Below are 18539 nucleotides of genomic sequence, written 5' to 3'. Positions count from 1 at the left end.
GCGGTTCATCGGGTGGCTCCCGAAGTGAGGACCAGTACGACGTTGTGGCCGCCGAATCCGAAGGAGTTGGTCACGGCGGTGCGGATCCGCTGGGTCCGGGAGGCCTTCGTCACGTAGTCGAGGTCGAACTCGACCGTGTCGTCGGTGAGGTTGGCGATCGGCGGCGCGATGCCGCGTTCGACGCTGAGCACGGTCAGCGCGGCCTCGATGGCCCCCGCCGCGCCGAGGGTGTGTCCGAGCACACCCTTGACGGCCGTGACACTGGGCGCGTGCGACAGGACTCGGGCGATCATGGTGGCTTCCGCGGCGTCGCCCGCGGGCGTCGACGTGGCATGGGCGTTGACGTGGTCCACGTCTCCGGGCGCCAGTCCGGCGTCCTCCAGCGCGAGCCTCAGCGCGTCCTCGGAGCCGAGCCCGTCCGGGTGGGGCGTCGTGGGGTGGTGGGCGTCCGTCGTCTCCCCGGAGCCCGCGAGCACGGCCCGGGCGCGGCCCCCGCGGGCTGCCGCGTCCTCGGCGCGTTCCAGGACGAGCACCGCGGCTCCTTCGCCCATCACGAATCCGTCCCGGGTGGCGGCGAACGGCCGGGACGCCCCAGCCACGTCGTCGCGGCGCACGGACAGGGCCCCCATCTGGTGGAAGGCGGTCACCGGAAGCGGGGCGATTGCCATTTCCACGCCCCCCGCCACCGCGATGTCACACAAGCCGAGTTGCAGCAGTCTCCGTGCCGTCGCCAGTGCCGTGGCACCGGACGCGCAGGCGGTCACCGCGGCCATGCTCGGTCCGCGCGCGCCGAGCGCGAGGGCGACCTCGCCGGCCGGCATGTTGGCCAGCGCCCGCGGCATCGAGGTCGGGGAGACGCTGCCCGGTCCCTTGTCCCGCAGGCGGTGCGTCTGGTCCGCCCAGAGCCCGAGGTCCCCGACGCCACAGCCCATCACCACGGCCACGCGCCTGGATTCCCATGTCTCCGGATCATGGCCGGCATCGCCTACCGCATCACGGGCGGCGGCGACCGCGACCTTGGTAACCCGGCTCATCCGCCAGGCGTCCCGCCTTCCGACGGCCCGGTTCCCGTCCACGTCCGCCGGAAGCCGACAGGAGAAGTCCACGGGCAGTCCGGCGAGAGCTGGGTCCGGCGTGGCTGTCGGCAGGCCCTCGCACACCCGGTTCCACGTCGCCTCGACGCCGTCCCCGGCCGGGGTGATCATCCCCAGGCCGGTCACAGCGATCGTCGGGGTCTTCGTCACCGGTTCTCCAGGTGCCCCGCGGGGTCCTGGCCCGCGGCGGCGCTCTCGATCTGCTGCGCGAACTCGGCCAGTGTGGTTTCGGCGGTCACTTCGCCCTCGATGACGGCGACGCCGAGTTGCTCGCTGAGCATCACCGTGAGTTCCGCGACGGCCAGGGAGTCGAGTTCGAGAGTGCTGATGGCCGCGTCGGGACGCACGTCCTCGGCGGGCACCTGGAAGGTCTCCGTCAGAGCGCCCTGGATCAGGCCGTACACGTCCTCGTAGGTCGCAGTCATGATCGTTCCCTTCGCGCAGTGGTCAAAGTGGTGGGCCCGGCTGGAGCCGAAGGCCAGGTGAAAGCGGCGGAACCCCAGGTCAGGCCGCCGCCGAAGGCGGTGATGAGTACCCGCTCGCCCTCCCGGAGCCGGCCGGCTTCCTGGGCATCGGCAAGGGCCAGCGGTATGGACGCGGCCCCGGTGTTGCCGACCTCGGCGAGGTTGAGAACGCACCGCTCGTACGGGATCCCCAACCGCAAGGAGACGGCCTCAAGGATGCGGGTGTTGGCCTGGTGCGGAACGAAGTGGTCCACATTCAGCGGTTCCCAGCCGAGCCGATCGAGCAGGCTCCTGGCCGACTGTGTCATCCGCACGACAGCATGCTTGTAGACGTCCGCCCCCTGCATCCGGAAGTGGTGGTCGCCTTGGCCGGGCGGGACGCCGGACGCCCGGGAACGTGCGCCGCCGTCCGGAACGGTGATCAGCCCGGCGTTGCCGCCGTCGCTTCCCAGGTCGCAGCCCAGCAGCTCACCGGGCTCCCCTGGTTCGCCCGCCCGTAGCAGCATCGCTCCGGCACCGTCCCCGAAGAGGATCCCGGACGAGCGGTCCGCCGGATCGAGGAGGTTGGAGTACACGTCGGCTCCCACCAGCAGGATCCTGCGGGACACCCCGGAAGCGATCAGCCCGGCCCCGGTCGCCAGGCCGTACACGAATCCGCTGCACACGGCCGCGATGTCGAATGCCGCGACCGGTCCGAGCCCGAGGCGGGCGGCCACAGCGGGCGCGCTGGCGGGAATCGGATGGTCGGGGGTGGACGAGGCGAGGAGCACGGTGTCGACCGTCTCGGCGCCCTCCAGCACCCGCGCGGCCGCCTCCAGCGCAACGTCCGACGTGGCCATCCCCGGGTCCGCCCGGTGCCGGCTCCCGATCCCGGTGCGGGAGCGGACCCAGTCGTCCGTCACCTGCCAGGACGCGGGCAGGTCGTCGTTGGTGACGCGCCGGGGCGGCACCCATCCCGCGACGCGTTCCACGACGCAGGCCGGCATCACGAGGCGGACCCGGCGCCGCCCAGGGCGGCGATCAGTTCGGCCAACGCTCGCACCTGGGGTGCCCGCAGCAGGGAGTAGTGGCCGCCGGGCAGCAGGTGCCGAACGACCGGGCCGTCCGTCATTTCCTGCCAGAGCCGTGCCGCGCGGTCTCGCTCGGCCAGGTCCTGGGCGGCGGCCTGCACGAGATGGGTCTCTCCCACCTGGGCCGCCCCGGTGGGAGAGAACGCCTCGGCCGCACGGAGGTGGGCCACGTGGAGCCGGAACATCCCGGTCACGTGCCGAACTCCGAGGTCCCCGGGTACGCGTCCTTCCCGTATTGCCCGGGTCATCATGGTGTGCACGGCTTCCTCGGCGGCAAGACCGTCGAGATCCGCGCCGGTGGGGTCCAGATCGATGCCGAGAACCCGGCCGGCCTCTTCCGCGAACCCGCGGACCAGTTCGGCACCGGTCGCCGCAGGCTGTGCCGGGTAGCTGTCGACGAGGACGAGGCCCTGTGGTGCACGGCCTCCAGCCGTCAGCCGCCGGGCCAACTCGAAGGCGACGAGTCCCCCGAAGGACCAGCCGGCCAGCAGGAACGGACCGTCCGGGCAGGCCTCGAGCAGCCGCGTACGGTACGTCTCGGCCAGCTCCGGGACGCTCTGGTGCGGCCCGGAGCCCACGGAGGGGTCCTGGAAGGCGTACACGGGCCGGTCCGCGCCGACCGCGAGGGCGAGATCCCGATAGCCGAGCACGTGCCCGCCACCGGGGTGGACGAGGAACAGCGGGGGGCGGGGGCCTTTCGCGGAGGACAGCCTGACCAGGGGGTCCGGCCGGCCGCCGGGCGTGGAACGCTCGCGTACCATCGCGGCCAGCCGCTCGACGCTGACCACTTCGTCCTTGAACAGCGCGCTCAGCGGGATGCTCACCCCGAGGACAGCCTCCGCCTTCGCGACCAGCCGTACCGCGAGCAGGGAGTGTCCGCCCGCGTCGAAGAAGTCGTCCCGCACGCCCAGCCCGGTCCGGCCCAGCAGCTCCTCGCAGATGAGGAGCAGCGTCAGTTCGACCGAGTCCTTGGGCGCCGCCACGACCGACGCCGTTGCGTCCACGTCATCGGCGGTGCCGGCCGCGGCCGGGCCGGGCGTGGGAAGCGCGGCGGTGTCCACCTTGCCGTTCCGGGTCAGCGGCAGGGTGCCCAGCCACTGCCATCGCGTCGGCACCATATGCTCCGGCAGCTGCTCCGCCGCATGTCGGTGTACGGATTCGGCGGATGGGGGCATGTCACCGGCCTGGACCAGGTAGGCGCAGAGTTCCGGTGCCTCCGGCGGGCCCGTCAGGGTCACCGCGGCGTCGGCCACCGCTTCGTGCCGGCGCAGCACCGCCTCCACCTCGCCCGGCTCGATCCGGAAGCCGCGGAGCTTGAGCTGGGCGTCCGAACGGCCGAGGTAGCGAAGTCCGCCCTCGGGGAGGTGACAGACCAGGTCTCCGGTCCGGTAGAGCCGGCTGCCGGGCCGGGTCGCGAAGGGGTCGGGCACGAACCGCTCCGCCGTGAGATCCGGGGCGCCGAAGTACCCGCGGGACACCACGTCCCCTCCGATGTACAGCTCTCCCGGGGACGCCACGGGGACCGGTTCCATCTCCTCGTCCAGCACGTGGAGCCTGGCACCGCTGATCGGGCTGCCGATGGGGACGGACAGGGACGGCTCACCGCCCGGCACGGCCTCGTGCACGCAGCACCCCACGACCGTCTCGGTCGGTCCGTACTCGTTGACGATCCGGCAGTCCTTCCAGTTCTCGAGGAGATCCGCGGTCAGCGCCTCACCGCCGACGACGAGGGTCCGTCCGGCGACCGGGAACGGCAGGTCTTTCCGCGCCTGGTTGAGGATGCGCAGATGGGACGGGGTGAGCTTGATCAGGGTGGCTGTCGGGTCCGCCTCGATGACACGGGCGAGCTCCAGCGGGTCCGTCTGCGCATGTGCGAGGAGCCGGACGGATCGCCCCGCGACCAGCGGGCTCAGCAGGCTGGTGACGGTGAGGTCGAAGGCGATGGACGAGTGGACCACGGAGCCTCCGTCCGAGCCGTCCAGGTAATGCCCGGCACTCCACGTCAGATAGTTCGCCAGGGCTCCGTGCTGGACCATGACGCCCTTGGGCACACCGCTGGAGCCGGAGGTGTGCATGATGTAGGCGAGGTGGTCGTCGCCGACCGAGTCCCCCGCCAGGCGGCCCGGCTCCGGCCGTCCGGCGAGAGCGTCGAGGTCGTCGAGCACGAGGACGGTGCCGTCGAACTCGGGCCGGTCCAGCCGGTCGGTGGTGAGCAGCACCTCGCAGGAAGTGTGGGCGAGGAGGCGGGCCGCCCGCTCCGTGGGATGGCCGGGGTCGAGGGGTACGTAGGCGGCGCCGGCGTTGAGCACGCCCAGCACGGCGACGGGTAGCGCGGCCAGGTGTTCCAGCCGGATACCCACGGGGGTCTCGGGACCGACGCCGAACTCCCGCAGGCCGGCCGCGAGCCGCCGCGCCATACCGTCGAGTCGGCCGTACGTCAGCGCCCGGTCGGCGGCGACGACCGCGGTCAGGTCCGGATCCGCCGCCGCGCGGGCGTGCACGGCACGGTGGACCGGAAGGCCGGTGCCACCGCTCCCGGAGCCGACGGAGGTGTGGAACTCCTCGGTGAGGAAGTGGAGTTCCTCCGCACCGAGGAGGCGGATGGCCCCGGCGGGCCGTGTGTCATCGGCCAGTGCCTCCGACAGCAAGGTGAAGAGCCGCTCCGCCAGCATGGTGGTGAACCGCCCGGCGAGCCTGGCGCGGTCGTGGTGCCAGTCCAGGACGAGTTCCGCCGCAGGGCTGCCGCCGGATTCCCGGACGACCAGCCGCAGGACATACGGCTCCAGGACCACGTCGGTCCACTCCAGGGAGACGGCCGTGGTGGCGGGTTCGCCGTCGTGGAACTCGAAGGCGTGGTCCCAGGCGACCGTTCTGCCGTCCACGGCGGGTTCCTCTCCCAGGAGCGCCCGGTCCAACCAGGCGTCCGTCTCGGTGACCAGCCGCCCGAAAGGCGTGGCGAGCGTGGAGAGAGGAGCCTTCCCTGCCCACGCCGTGTAGGGGCCCACCGCGTCCTTGAGGTCCTCGTGCTGTTCCCTGCCGTCGATCAGGAAGGCGGCCTCGGAGCCCACGGCTCCGGCGGTCCGGCCCAGCAGGACGCGGAACGCGGTGAAGAGAACGGCCCGCGGAGACACCGCGTGCCGGGTCGCGTACCGCCTCAGCCGGGTGGCGAGCCCGTCGTCCATGCGCACGCGTACGACGCCGTGACCGGTGTCGTGGCCCCCGGCGGCCTCCGGCCATTCCGGCCGGCCGTGCTCCGCCACCCCGGCCGGGTCCGGCGCCGACGCGGTGGACCGTACCTCCAGCGTCCCTTCCCATTCCGCGAACTGGACGTATTGCACGGGTTCGTCGGCCGGGCCCTCGCCGCGCAGGATGCCGGCCAGTTCCTCGGCGAGGATCGCGAAGCTCCTCCGGTCCGCGCGCACGGCGTGCGTGGTGAGCAGCAGGCCACAGCGGTCCCCGGGAAGGTCGACCAGAACGCAATGCATAGCGGGGGCCTTGTCCGGGGCAGGGACGTGATGCCGGGCGTGCGCGGCGATCGCGGCCAGCCGCTCCCGCCGGGTCTTCTCGTCCGTGGCGCGGAGGTCGTGGTGGTCCCAGCCGACCTCGCACCGGTCCGCCACCACCTGCAGCGGGGTCTCCGTGCCGGGCGGAACGGCGATGCCGGTACGCAGGATGTCGTGGCGGGCCACAAGGGCGTCGACCGCCTGGGCGGCTTCCCGGCCGGTGAGCGGCCGGTCCACCGCCAGCATGGCCTGCGCGGTGGCGTGGAATCCCGCCCGCCCGAAGTGGTGGACGCTGCGCTGCCGACTCGAGACGCCGTAGCCTTCGACGCTTTCCGTCACGTCGGTCACGGCCGCACCTCCGCTACCGGGTAGGTGGTCATTCCGCCCATGGCCACCAGCAGGCGACGCTCGCCCTGGAAGGGGTTGCGGCCGTGCGCCATCAGGAGGTTGTCGAGCATCATCACGTCGCCGGCTGCCCAGGGCAGGGCGAGTTCGGCCTCGTCGTAGACCCGCAGAATCTCCGCCATGTCCTCGTCCGGGATCACGGAGCCGTCTCCGTAGAAGCAGTTGCGGGGCATGCCGTCCTCGTCGAAGACCGCGGTGACGGCCTGGCGTATCTCGGCACCGAGGCAGTACGGGTGCCAGTGCTGTGCCTGGTTGAACCAGGTGGGCTGACCGGTAACCGGATGCGCGATCACTCCGGATCGCACACAGCTGGTGTGCAGTGTCTCTCCCCGCCAGGTGTAGGAGAGACCGGCGGCGCGGCACTGGTCCTCCACCGCGGATCTGCTGTCCGTCCGGAACACGTCACGCCAGTGCACGCCGAGGCCGGTCCCGTAGCTGCGGGTGTACATGACGCCTTTGCGCTCGAACGGCTCGCGGACCGCGTGGGGGACGCGTTCGTACACGGTGCGGCTGTCGGCGACCGGTGTCTCGCCTCCCTGGTCCGCCGGCCTGACGCAGGCGAACCAGATCCGCGTCGGCCCGGACAGGTTGAAGGTGTTCTCGTTGTGCCAGAGCAGCCGCTCCTCGGGCGGATGGAAGACGGGCGTGTAGATCCTGCCGTTCCCGGAGACCCGCGGATGCTCCCCGTTCTCGCTGAAGAGGTCCGTCACGAACACTGAGGCGAACCGTTCCAGGGCCTCCGGGGCGTCGATGCCGAACCCTCGGAAGTAGACGCCTCCGTGCTCGTGCACGTCCGCCGTCAGCTGTTCCCGGTGGTGCTCGGCCCATTCGGCCGGCGCCACGTCCGCGTGCGATTCGTACACGGCGAGACGGGTGGTCCCGGCACCTCCGATGACGGTACGGCGCACCGGTTCCGGCCGGCCGATGGTCACCTTCCGCGGCCTGAGCGACCTGATCCCACTGGGCTTGAGGGGTGTTTCATCGGACATGCTGGTTTCCCTTCGGGTCTCGGGCCGCTTCTGGCGCGCCGAGGACCGGATTGCGCATGGCGGGGGCCACCGCCGGCAGTTCGGCGGCAGTCCGGGTGCGTGAGGACCGCGACAGCAGCAGGTCCGGCGACTCAGTCATCTCCACCAGCACCGCCTGCCACCGACGCAGCAGGGTGTCGATGGTGGCGCTGTCGTAGAGCACTGCCTTGTACCGGATGACGGCTTCGATTCCGCGTGGGGTACCGGCCGCTTCGAAGAGCAGGTCGAACTCCACGAACCGGGTCTTGACCTCGTCGAACGTGATCTCCACATCACCCGTGCGGGCATGTTCCAAGTTGTCCGGCAGGTACTGGAACATCACGGTGAAGAGCGGGTGGTTGCCCCGGCCGCGGCCGGCGCCGACAGCCTCGACCACCTTGTCGAAGGGCACGTCCTGGTGGTTGTAGGCGGCCCGGCACACCGAGCCCACCCGTTCGAACGCCTCGGCCAGGGTCAGGTCTCCCCCGAGGTCGGTGCGCAGGGCGAGCGTGTTGATGAACGGCCCCACGAGCCCTTGGAGGCCGGAGTCGAGGCGCTGGGCGGCCGGGGTGCCGACGACCACGTCGTCACCGGCACCCGACACCGCGAGCACCGCCTTCAGCGCAGTGACGAGCACCATGTGCGTCGTCGCGCCCCGCCGGGAGGCCAGTGCGGCGATCCGCTCGCCGAGCTCCTCGCCGAGCCTGATCGTGGCCACGCCGGCCTCCGCGCTCCAGTGTTCCTCGGGGAGGCGGTCGGGGGTCAGCGACCGTCGGGCGGGTATGCCTTCCAGCCGGTCCTTCCAATAGGCCAGCTGGGCCTGCGCGGTGCCGCTCTCCAGCCAGGTGTCGAGACGGATCGCGGCGTCCGCGAACCTCGTCATCAGCGGGGGCAGCGCCTCGGGGCGCCCTTCGGTTCTGGCGGCGTACAGCTCCATGAGCTCGTGCAGCAGGATCCTCACGGACCAGAAGTCCGCCGCGATGTGATGGATCGTGAACAGCATGCGGAACCGCGCGGGGGCGATCCTCAGGACAGACACCCGTAGAACAGGGCCCTTCTCCAGGTCGAAGGGCCGGTAGGCGTGGTCTGCGGTCAGCCGCTCGGCCTCCGCCGCGCACTCCGCCTCGGTCAGACCGGTCAGGTCGACGACGGGAACGGAAACCTCCAGCTCTTCCCGCACGCGCAGCCCGGGCCCTTTGACCGTGACGGGGTAGTGGGAGCGCAGGACCTCGTGCCGGGCCACCAGCCTGCCGATGCTCCAGATCAAGGCGTCGGTGTCGAGCGGACCGGAGATATGCGCGGCGCTGGAGACGGTGTAGAGGGGGGTACCGCTCCACAGCTGCTCCAGAAACCAGAAGCGGCTCTGGGCGGAGGACAGCAGGACCGTTCCGTCTGCCCGCACCGTGGCGTGTGCCCCGCCTTCCGGTGCGGGAGGCGCTAGATCGTGCGGCGGCGCGATGGTGCCGGTCCGCTGCTTCTCGATGCTCTCCGCGAGTGCGGCAAGGGTGGGGCGGCCGAAGAAGTCGCCGATCGCCACGTCGGCCCCGTACCGGGAGTTGACCTGCGACAGCATCCGGATGACCGTCAGCGAGTTGCCACCGACGGCGAAGAACTCGTCGTGGACGCTCCGGGGGCCGGCGCCGAGCGCCTCGCTCCAGATCTCGGCCAGTTCGGCTTCCAGCGGTGTCCGCGGCGCCTCGGCCCCGCCCGACAGGACGATCTCCTCGCCCGGAGTACGGAGGAGCGCCGTCCGGTCCACCTTTCCGTTCGCGGTGACCGGCAGGGCCGGGAGGGCCAGAAAGAGGTCGGGAATCATGGGGATCGGCAGGGCGGACCGCAAGCGGTGGTACCAGCCCTCGGGCCCGGTCTCCGGATCTCCCGGACTCCCCGGTTCGAGGACGAGGCCGGCCACCAGCCTCGGTTCGCCGCCGGAGCGGTCGACCGCGACCGCCGCCGCCCGGACTCCGGGCAGGCCGGTCACAACTGCCTCGACCTCCCCCGTCTCCACCCGGTTGCCGCGGATCTTCACCTGGCCGTCCTGACGCCCGATGAACTCCACCACGGCCCGGTCGCCGTCCCACCGGAACCGCGCGAGATCTCCGGTGTCGAACATGCGGGCGCCCGGGACGTCGGCCCATGGGTCCGGTACGTACAGCTCGGCGGTCAGCCCGGGCGCCGACAGGTATCCGCGGGCGACGCCGTCCCCCGCGACGTACAGGGTGCCGACCACTCCGGGCGGCACCGGCCGGAGTCCGGAGTCGAGGATGTGGACCGCCACGTTGCCGAACGGGGCGCCGATCACCGAGCCGGACCACTGCTTCTCGTCGCCGGGCAGGTAACTCACGTACGTGCTGTCGATGGTCGCCTCGGTCAGCCCGTAGGAGTTCACGACCACCGATCCGGGACCGGCGACCCGGGCGAGCACGTCCAGCTCCTCGGAGGTGACGGTGTCCGAACCGAGAACGATGCGGCGCATGAAGGAAAGGTCGCGCCCCTGGTCCTCCACGTGAGCCAGCAGACCGCGTACGACCACCGGGACGAACTCGGCACACTCGGCCGACTCTCGCTCCAACAGCTCCAGCAGCTTGTCCGGACGCAGCAGGGTCTCCTTCGGGCAGAGCACCAGCCTTCCACCGGACAGCAGGGCGCGGACGAGGTCGCCGGCGAAGACGTCGAACGTGACGTTGGCCATCTGCAGATGGCTGCGGATCCCGTCGGCCCGCAGCCCGTAGGCCGCGTCCCAGCCGGCGTAGGCGTTGGCCAGGCCGCGGTGAGTGACCATCACGCCCTTTGGCCGTCCCGTGGAGCCCGAGGTGAAGAGCACGTAGCAGAGGCTGTCCGGCAGGATGTCGACCGCCGGGTCGTGGTCCGGACGTTCCTCCACCTCGGCTCGGTCGCGGACGAGGTCCACCACGGTGGTACCGGACCCGGTTCCCTCGGTGCGGTCCGGGCCCCCGTCGGTGATCAGCACCGCGATCCCGGCGTCGGCCAGTATCCGGCGGCCGCGCTCGGGCGGGCCCGCCACGTCCACCGGTACGTACGCACCGCCCGCTTTCAGCACGGCCAGCACCGCGGTGACCAGGCGCGCCGAGCGCTCCACCGCGAGGCCGACCCGGACCTCGGGACCCACCCCGTGGGAGAGCAGGTGATGGGCGAGCCGGTTCGCGGCCCGGTTCAGCTCCCCGTAGCGGATCCGGGTGTCACCATCCACCAGCGCCTCGGCCTGCGGGGTCTCGGCTGCCTGGCGCTCGAACAGGTCCACCACGGACAGATCGGAACCGGGCAGCACCGCGCCGCGCCCCAGTCGGCTGAGGCTCTCCTGTTCGGCCGGGCCCACGAGGGGGATCGCGGAGAGCCGCACGGCCGGATCGTCCGTGAACGCGTCGAGCACGCTGCGGTAGGCCGTGGCGAATCCCCGGACCGTGGTCTCGTCGTACAGCTCGGAGTTGTACTCGAAGGTGATGTGCAGACCTGTGCGGGAGGCGCGTATGTCGGCGAACAGGTCGCACTTGACGTACCTGCGGTCCGGAACGACCACCGTCGCGGTGAGGTCCGGGAATGCGGGAGCGGCCATCTCCTGATCGAGGTTGAACAGCACGCGCAGGAGCTGTCCGCGGCCCGCGCCGTCTCCCCGCGCCAGTGACGAGGCCCGGAAACGGACGTGGTCCTGGCCTTCGAGGAGGCTGCGCCGGGTGCCGTCGACGAAGTCCGCGACGGTGTGGTCCGGCGAGGTGCCCGACCTGATGGGCACCACATTGGCACAGTTGCCCACCACCCGCTCTCCGCCCGGGTGGGTGCGCAGGGCCACGGGCACGCCGACGACCAGGTCGTCCTGTCCGGTGATCCGGTGCAACAGCCCGGCGAAGGCGCCGAGCATCAGGGTGAACGGGGTCACGGAGCGCGCCGCCGCCGCCTTGCGCAGGCGCGTGTGGGTGTCGCGGTCCAGGCTGAAGGAGAGACTTGCCCCGCGGTGGGTGACCCTCGGGCCGCGGGGCCGGTCGGCGGGCAGCTCGACCGCGGGTATCCCGTCGGCGAGCCTCCGGCGCCAGTACGCGTCGTCCGCGTCCCGCGAAGCGGTGTCCCCGGCCAGGGCGGCGACGTGGTCGTCGTAGGGAACCGCGGGAGGCAGGGACGGGGCGGCGCCGGTGAGCTGCGACCGGTACAGCTCGGCGAGGTCGGGCAGGAGGACGCTGAAGGACCAGCCGTCGACAACGGCGTGGTGGGCGCCCAGTACGAGCCGGTGCCGGGAAGGCCCCAGCCTCAGCAACGTCATCCGTACCAGGGGGCCCTGGAACAGTTCGAACGGGGTGGCCGCCGCGTCCGCCATCCACGCCTCGGCCCGCTCCTCGGGGGAATCCCCGTCGCCCTCGGTGAGGTCGGCGTGGTGAAGGGGGAAGCGGTCCGCCGGCAGGATACGCCGACCGCTGCCGTCCGGCAGGAGAACCGAGCGGAGACTCTCGTGACGGTCCATCAGCGCAATGAGCGCCCGTGACAGGGCGTCGCGGTTCAGCTCCCCGGTAAAGTCCACCGCGATCATCTCGGTGTAGGCGAGCGAATATTCGGCACCGAGCTGGTCGAGGAACCAGATCTCCCGCTGCACGTCCGACAGCTGACGGTCACCGGTGGCCGTCGGCAGCGGGCGGGGGACCGTCGCGGTTTCCGTGTCCGCGCCCTCGGGCACGCCCGGCAGGTCCATGAAGAATCCGGTCCCGGCCATCGCCGTGAGCACGGCGTCCACCGCGGCCTCGATGGCGTCGCAGTCCGCGTCGGTGTGGGCAGTGGAGAGGAAACAGTTCCGCCCCTCCCACAGGTAGATGCCCTGCTCGCCGAGGAGCAGATAGAAGAGTTCCACCAGCTCCGATCCGAGCGGCGCCTCGGTGGTGAAGTGGAACCGGAACAGCGAACCGAAGGTCATCACCCTCATCGGTGCACCGTGGCGTGCGGCAGCCGCTTCCAGCCGGCTGGTCAGTTCCGCGGTACGGGCGTTGAGCCCGCTCTGCAGATCGGGTCCCGCTTCGCGCATGCGCCTGAGGACGGCCAGACCGGCGGCGAGGGAGAGGGGGTGCTTGCAGAAGGTCCCACTGAAGAACGTCCTGGTGCTCTCCACGTCGGTCGAGTCGTCGAACTGCCATGCGCCGCCGTCGACGGCGTCGATGTAGCGACGGCTCCCGGCCACTACGCCGATGGGCAGACCGCCCCCGACGACCTTGCCGTAGGTGGCGATGTCGCCCCGGACTCCTAACAGGGCCTGCGCTCCCCCCGGGTGCATGCGGAAGCCCGTGATGACTTCGTCCACGATGAGCGGGACGTCCATCTCCGTCAGCAGTTCCCTCAGATCGTGGAGGAACTCCCGTGGAATCAGGTCCGGTTTGCGGCTCTGCACCGGTTCGACGAGTACGCCCGCCAACTCGTGGGCGTGCTCGCGCAGCACGCGCAGGGCCGCGGGGCTGCCGTAGGGCAGGACCAGTGTGTCCCGGCCGATCCCCTCGGTGATGCCGGGGGCGAGCGGCGTCGCCTCACCGAGCGGACCGGATACCGCGGACCGGACGAGGATGGGGTCCGAGGAGCCGTGGTAGGAGCCGGCGAACAGTGCGATGCGGCTGCGGCCGGTGGCCGCCCTGGCCAGTCGGACGGCCGTCATCACGGCTTCGGACCCGGTGTTGCAGAACACCGCGCGCTCGGCCCCGGTCATCTCGCAGATCAGTTCGGCCAGCTCCACCGCGAGGGGTGACTGCGGCCCCAGCTGCATGCCTTCCGCGAGCTGCGCCGAGACCGCCTCGTTGACGAAGGATTCACCGTGACCGAAGAAGTTGACCCCGAAGCCCATGGTGAGGTCGATGTACTCGTTGCCGTCGGCGTCCCGGAGCCGCGATCCGGAAGAGCCGACCACGGTCAGCGGGTAGCGCGTCCCGCGCAGGCTGTCCGGCACGTTGAGGACATGCCGGATGTCGGCGTGGACGCCGCGTTCGCGTCGGGCGTGCTCCCTGGATCGTGCCGTGCGCTGCTCGTGACGGGTGACGGCCGCCCGCAGGAAGTCCTGTTGTACCGGCCTGAGGCGGCTGGAGGTGGTGGGGGGACCGGTGTGGAAGGCCACGTACGTGTCGTCGCTCCGCGCGGTCCGTGCGTCCGGGGGTTCGGCCGGAGCGGGCGCGGCCCGTTCGGCGAGGCCGACCGGGGCCGGGCCGTCGCCGCGCAGCAGGGCCATCGCCTGGGTCATCACGTTGTTGTGGACGTCGAGGAGCTGGGCCAGTGACCGTTCGGCCGGGCCTGCTCCCTCGGCCCCGGAGGAGACCTGCGGTTCCACGAGGAGCAGGCTGTGCGGGGCCGGTGGAACAGCCGGGTCCTCGGGCAACGCCGCAGCGAGCGCCTGGGGCGGTGCGTGTTCCTCGATGTGTGCCACGAGTTTCCGCACGGTGTCGAGGTTCTCGAAGAATCTGCTGACAGGAATGTCCACCTGGTATGTGGACCGGATCTTCTGCAGAGCGTGGATCAGCATGATGGAGTCCGCGCCCAGCTCGACGAACGGGCGGTCGAGCGAAAGCTCGCCGGGTTCGAGGCCGAGAAGGTCGAGCAGCAGTTCACGTACGACGGCCTCGGCGCCGGCCGGGCGGGTGTCCGGGACAGCGGCGGGGGCTGCGGCGGGCGCGGGCTGTTCCGCGGTGACGGTGGGATGCCAGTAGCGGTCACCCTCGAAGGGATAGGTGGGGAGAGCGGTCTTCCGCACGTGCAGGCCCTTCTCGAACGAGGTCCAGTCGACCCGGACGCCCGCCACGTGGAGCCGGGCCAGTCCGGTCAGGACGTGTGTCTGATCCCCGGTGTCCCGGTTCAGTGAGGAGACGACGGTGGAGCCCGGCGATTCGGCACGGACAAGTCCGGTCAGGGTGCGGCCCGGACCGATCTCCACGAAGGTGTGGCAGCCCAGTCCGGTCAGCGTGCGCAGGGCGTCGGCGAATTTGATCGGCTGCCGTACGTGGCGTTCCCAGTACCCGGCGTCCGGCAGCCGGGTCCCGGTGAACATCTCGCCGTCGAGATCGGAGACCAGGGGGATGGCCGGCTCCCGGTAGGCGATCCCGGCTGCCTCCTGGGCCAGTTCCGCGGCTGCCGGCTCCATCAACCGGGAGTGGAAGGCATGGCTCGTCCGCAGGGGTCTGGACAGGACGCCGTGCTGTTCCAGCCGGTCCGCCAGCGCTCGCAACGCGGCGTGGTGCCCGGAAACGACCGTGTCGGTGCGGCTGTTGACGGCGGCGATGTCCAGCGGTGCGTCACCGATGGCGCGGAGCACCTCGTCCTCACCGGCGAGCACGGCGAGCATGCCCCCGCCCTCCGGGAGACGCTGCATCAGCCGGCCGCGGGCGGCGGCCAGCCGGATGCCGTCCGCGGGGTCCATGACCCCGGCCACGCATGCCGCGACCAGTTCGCCCACACTGTGCCCGAGCAGTGCGGCGGGCTCGACGCCCCAGGACCGCCAGAGGCAGGCGAGGGCGTATTCCACCGCGAACAGAGCCGGCTGGGCGTACTCCGTACGGTCGAGCAGCCGGGCCCCGTCCTCCTCAGCGAACAGCACCTCCAGGAGCGGGCGTTCCAGTAAGGGGTCGGCATGCGCCGCGGATTCCTCCAGCGCGTCCCGGAACACCGGTTCCGCCGAGTGGAGTCCGCGGCTCATTCCGGCGTACTGGGATCCCTGTCCGGTGAAGAGGAAGGCGACGCCTCCGGTCGTGGGATCGCCGTTCCCGGTGATCACCCCGGGGTGGGTTCCGCCTGCCGAGAGGGCCTCGGCGCTCTCGCGCAGGGCGGTGACGTTGTCCGCGACGAGGGCGGCCCGCCAGGCATGGAGGTCCCGACCGGTGTTCGCCGTGTGGCAGATGTCGGCTGTCCCGCCGGTGCCGGTCTGTCCCGAAAGGGCATCGGCGTGGGACCGCGCGAGCCGGCGCAGGGCACTCGGCGTCCGGGCACTGAGCGTCAGGATCTGTACCGGTCGGGGCGGCACCGCGGCCCCCGGCCGTTCGGACGGGCCCGGTGGCGGGTCGGAGATAACGACGTGCGCGTTGGTTCCGCCGAATCCGAAGGAGCTCACGCCGACGACACGGCGGCGGTCACCGGCCGGCCAGGGCACCGCTGCCGTGGGCACGGACATCCAGGCCGGTAGCTCGATCCTCGGGTTGAGCTGGTGCAGGTGCAGATGCGGGGGCACCACACCGTGCCGGAGGACGAGCACCGCCTTGATCAGTCCGGCGATGCCGGCGGCGGACTCGGCGTGGCCGATGTTGGTCTTGACCGAGCCGACCAGGCACCGGCTGTCGTCCGTACGGTCTTCCCCGAGGGCCGCGGACAATGCCCGGAGCTCGATCGGATCGCCCAACGGGGTCCCGGTGCCATGCGCTTCGACATAGCCGACCTCGGACGGGTGCACGCCCGCGCGGGCCAGGGCGGTGGCGACGACGTCCTGCTGGGCGAGGCCGTTGGGGGCGGTCAGCCCGTTGCTGCGGCCGTCCTGGTTGACTGCCGTACCGCGGACGACGGCAAGGACGCGGTCGCCGTCGCGGCGCGCCGCCGCAAGCTGTTTGAGGACGACGACACCGCAGCCCTCGGCGCGGACGTATCCGTCGGCCGAGCTGTCGAACGTCTTGCACCGGCCATCGGCAGCGAGCATGCCCGCCTGCGAGAAGATCTCGGTGGCGAAGCCGTCGAGGACGAGGTTCACCCCGCCGGCCAGAGCCAGTTCCGCCTCTCCGTCGCGCAGCGCCCGGCACGCCTGGTCCACAGCCACCAGGGAGGAGGAGCAGGCCGTATCCACGGCGATGCTGGGGCCGCGCAGGTCCAGCGCGTAGGAGATCCGGTTGGCCGCGATGCTCAGCGCCTGACCGGTGCCCGAGTACGTATTCGCGGCGGTGGGGCCGGCCGGCGTGAGGCGGCCGTAGTCCGCGTTGCTGATTCCGACGAACACCCCGGCCGAGGTGCCCTTCAGTAGACCGGGAGCGATTCCCGCGTCCTCCAACGCCTGCCAGGCCACCTCCAGCAGGATCCGCTGCTGCGGGTCCATGCGGCGTGCCTCATGGGGGTTGATGCCGAAGAACTCGGCATCGAACCTGTCGACGCCGGACAGGTGACCCTGCCGGCCGAGCGGCACCAGCCCAGCGGGGGGATCCGGCCTGGCATCGGTGACGGCGTCGGTTCCGGAGGAGAGCAGCCGCCAGAACGCGTCCGGGCCGTCGGCGCCGGGGAACCGGCAGCCGAGACCGATGACGGCGATCCCCTCCGGCGGTTGCTCATCGGGCACGGAGCTCCTGGGTGATTCCTCCTGCCGGTGTGCGCCCACGGCCACCCGGGGCTGAGGTGGTTCCGGAACGAGGTGGCGGCACAGGTCCTCGATGCTCGGGTACTCCCAGAGGAGGGCAGGAGAGAGATCCCGGCCGAGGCGGTCCTGGACCTCTCCCAGGAGACCGACCGCTACTCGTGAGGAGAGGCCCAACTCGGCGAACCGGTCGTCCGGGCGGATGTCCGCCGCCAGGATGCCCGTCCGCCGTGCGATGCGGTCGGTCATCCATGAGACCAGCTCGGCGAATGATCCGGCGCCGCTGTCACGCAGGGGGCTCATCTGTCCTTCTCCAAAGATGGCTTGGCCGGCCCCGGGGCCGGCACGCTGCCGGGCTTCGAGGGGGATCCCGGCGGAATCAGTTCAGGACGTGCCACGCGCAGGGGCGTGAAGATCCCGACGAGGAAGATCGCCAGACAGAACAGACCGCCCATCAGGCTGACCGATGGCACGCCCAGTCGCGCCGCGCCGACCGTGACCACGGCCGCGCCCACGGGTCCCGACGCGTTGTGCACGGTCCAGAAGGCCGCGGTCACCCGGCCGAGCAGATGGTCGGGAGTGACCTGCTGACGCAGGGTCATGGAGAGGATCCCGGCGAGGGTGATGCCGAACATGAAGACGGCGGACATCAGGGCGATGATCACGAGATTCCGGCTGTTCCCGATCAGCGCCACGGCGGCACCGATCAGGAGCACCGAGGCCAGCCAGCAGGCGCCGAACCCGACGACACGTCGGAGCACGCTGGCCAGGACCGCCGCCACGATCGACCCGAGGCCGCTGACCGCGATGACGTAGCCGAGGACGTCTGCTCCCTGCTCCAGGTCCTGCTGAACCCTGAAGATGAGCAGGTCGGTGGCGCCGAGTGTGAGGAACGTCAGGGCGGTGAGCAAGAGGGTGAGAGCCCGCATCGCGGAGTGGTTCCACAGAAACGTGAAACCGACGAGGAAGTTGTCTCGAACCGGCCCCCTGGGGTCCTCCTCCGTGGCTCTCTTCAGCTCATCAGTCTTGCGCAGGCGTACGAACACGAGGGTCACGGCCGAGACCAGGAAGGTCGCCCCATTGACGCCGAGCGCCCAGGCGGGCCCCACTCCGGCGGCCATGATTCCGGCGAGGACGGGGCCGAGAATTCCGGCCACCGCATAGGTGCCTTGAAGCCGGCTATTCGCCGCGGTGAGGTCATCCGCGTCCACCAGATTGGGCACCGCGGTCACATACGCAACATCAAAGACTGTTTTCAGGACTGCCGCGACGGCGGTAACGACATAAAGGAGCCATATTTGTGGCTCAATCAGCCAGATCAGAGGAACCAGGCCGAGTGCCACAGCCCTGGCCACTTCAGAAAAGATCATGATGTTGCGCCGGTCCATCCGGTCCACGATGTGACCGGCGAAGGTTCCAGCACCGATACCGAAGGCCGCGGAAACCGCCGTGAGTGCACCCATCTGCGCGATGGAGCCGGTCGCGTCCAGGATCAGAATGGGCAGGGCCAGCAGCGTCATGGAGCCGCCGAGGAGGGACAGCCCCTGACCGAGCCAAAAGATATTGAATGCCCGATTTTTACGCAGCTGTCGAGGTAATTCAGAATCGCCCGCCGAGGCACCCTCGTCCATGCTTGACACACTCCACCTCAAGGTCGATAGCGGGAACCGAGGGAGAGCCTAGGCAGGTCCTCTCGGCGAGAGC

General features: G+C 70.9%; 7 protein-coding genes. All 7 read right to left on the bottom strand.

The window, feature by feature from the left end; genetic code table 11:
• Positions 1–5: 5 nt before the first annotated feature.
• Genes AB0F29_RS20655 through AB0F29_RS20625 form a run of 7 tightly spaced genes read right to left on the bottom strand, consistent with a single transcriptional unit; the run spans position 6 to position 18466 of the window.
• Positions 6–1205 (bottom strand): beta-ketoacyl-[acyl-carrier-protein] synthase family protein, encoded by a 1200-nt coding sequence (locus tag AB0F29_RS20655; RefSeq protein WP_361874105.1) that lies wholly within the window; start codon positions 1203–1205, stop codon positions 6–8.
• A gap of 35 nt (positions 1206–1240) precedes the next feature.
• Positions 1241–1519 (bottom strand): acyl carrier protein, encoded by a 279-nt coding sequence (locus tag AB0F29_RS20650; RefSeq protein ID WP_361873968.1) that lies wholly within the window; start codon positions 1517–1519, stop codon positions 1241–1243.
• Positions 1516–2544 carry a beta-ketoacyl-ACP synthase III gene (locus AB0F29_RS20645; protein ID WP_361873966.1) on the bottom strand — a complete coding sequence of 343 codons (1029 nt, stop codon included), beginning with the start codon at positions 2542–2544 and terminating at the stop codon, positions 1516–1518. The genes AB0F29_RS20650 and AB0F29_RS20645 overlap by 4 nt, the downstream gene beginning before the upstream one ends.
• Positions 2544–6479 carry an amino acid adenylation domain-containing protein gene (locus AB0F29_RS20640; RefSeq protein ID WP_361873964.1) on the bottom strand — a complete coding sequence of 1312 codons (3936 nt, stop codon included), beginning with the start codon at positions 6477–6479 and terminating at the stop codon, positions 2544–2546. The genes AB0F29_RS20645 and AB0F29_RS20640 overlap by 1 nt, the downstream gene beginning before the upstream one ends.
• Positions 6476–7525, bottom strand: coding sequence for a TauD/TfdA family dioxygenase (locus tag AB0F29_RS20635; protein WP_361873962.1), 1050 nt, complete (start codon positions 7523–7525; stop codon positions 6476–6478). Before AB0F29_RS20635 ends, AB0F29_RS20640 begins: the two co-directional genes overlap by 4 nt.
• The gene (locus tag AB0F29_RS20630) at positions 7515–17138 is read right to left on the bottom strand and encodes an amino acid adenylation domain-containing protein (RefSeq protein ID WP_361873960.1); all 9624 of its coding nucleotides are present in this window, start codon (positions 17136–17138) and stop codon (positions 7515–7517) included. The genes AB0F29_RS20635 and AB0F29_RS20630 overlap by 11 nt, the downstream gene beginning before the upstream one ends.
• Positions 17135–18466, bottom strand: a complete 1332-nt coding sequence (locus AB0F29_RS20625) for an MFS transporter (RefSeq protein WP_361873958.1) — start codon at positions 18464–18466, stop codon at positions 17135–17137. Before AB0F29_RS20625 ends, AB0F29_RS20630 begins: the two co-directional genes overlap by 4 nt.
• Positions 18467–18539: the final 73 nt, after the last annotated feature.

Source organism: Streptomyces sp. NPDC026589, assembly GCF_040638385.1.
Taxonomy (GTDB): domain Bacteria; phylum Actinomycetota; class Actinomycetes; order Streptomycetales; family Streptomycetaceae; genus Streptomyces.
This window is presented reverse-complemented; position numbering and strand designations above follow the sequence as displayed.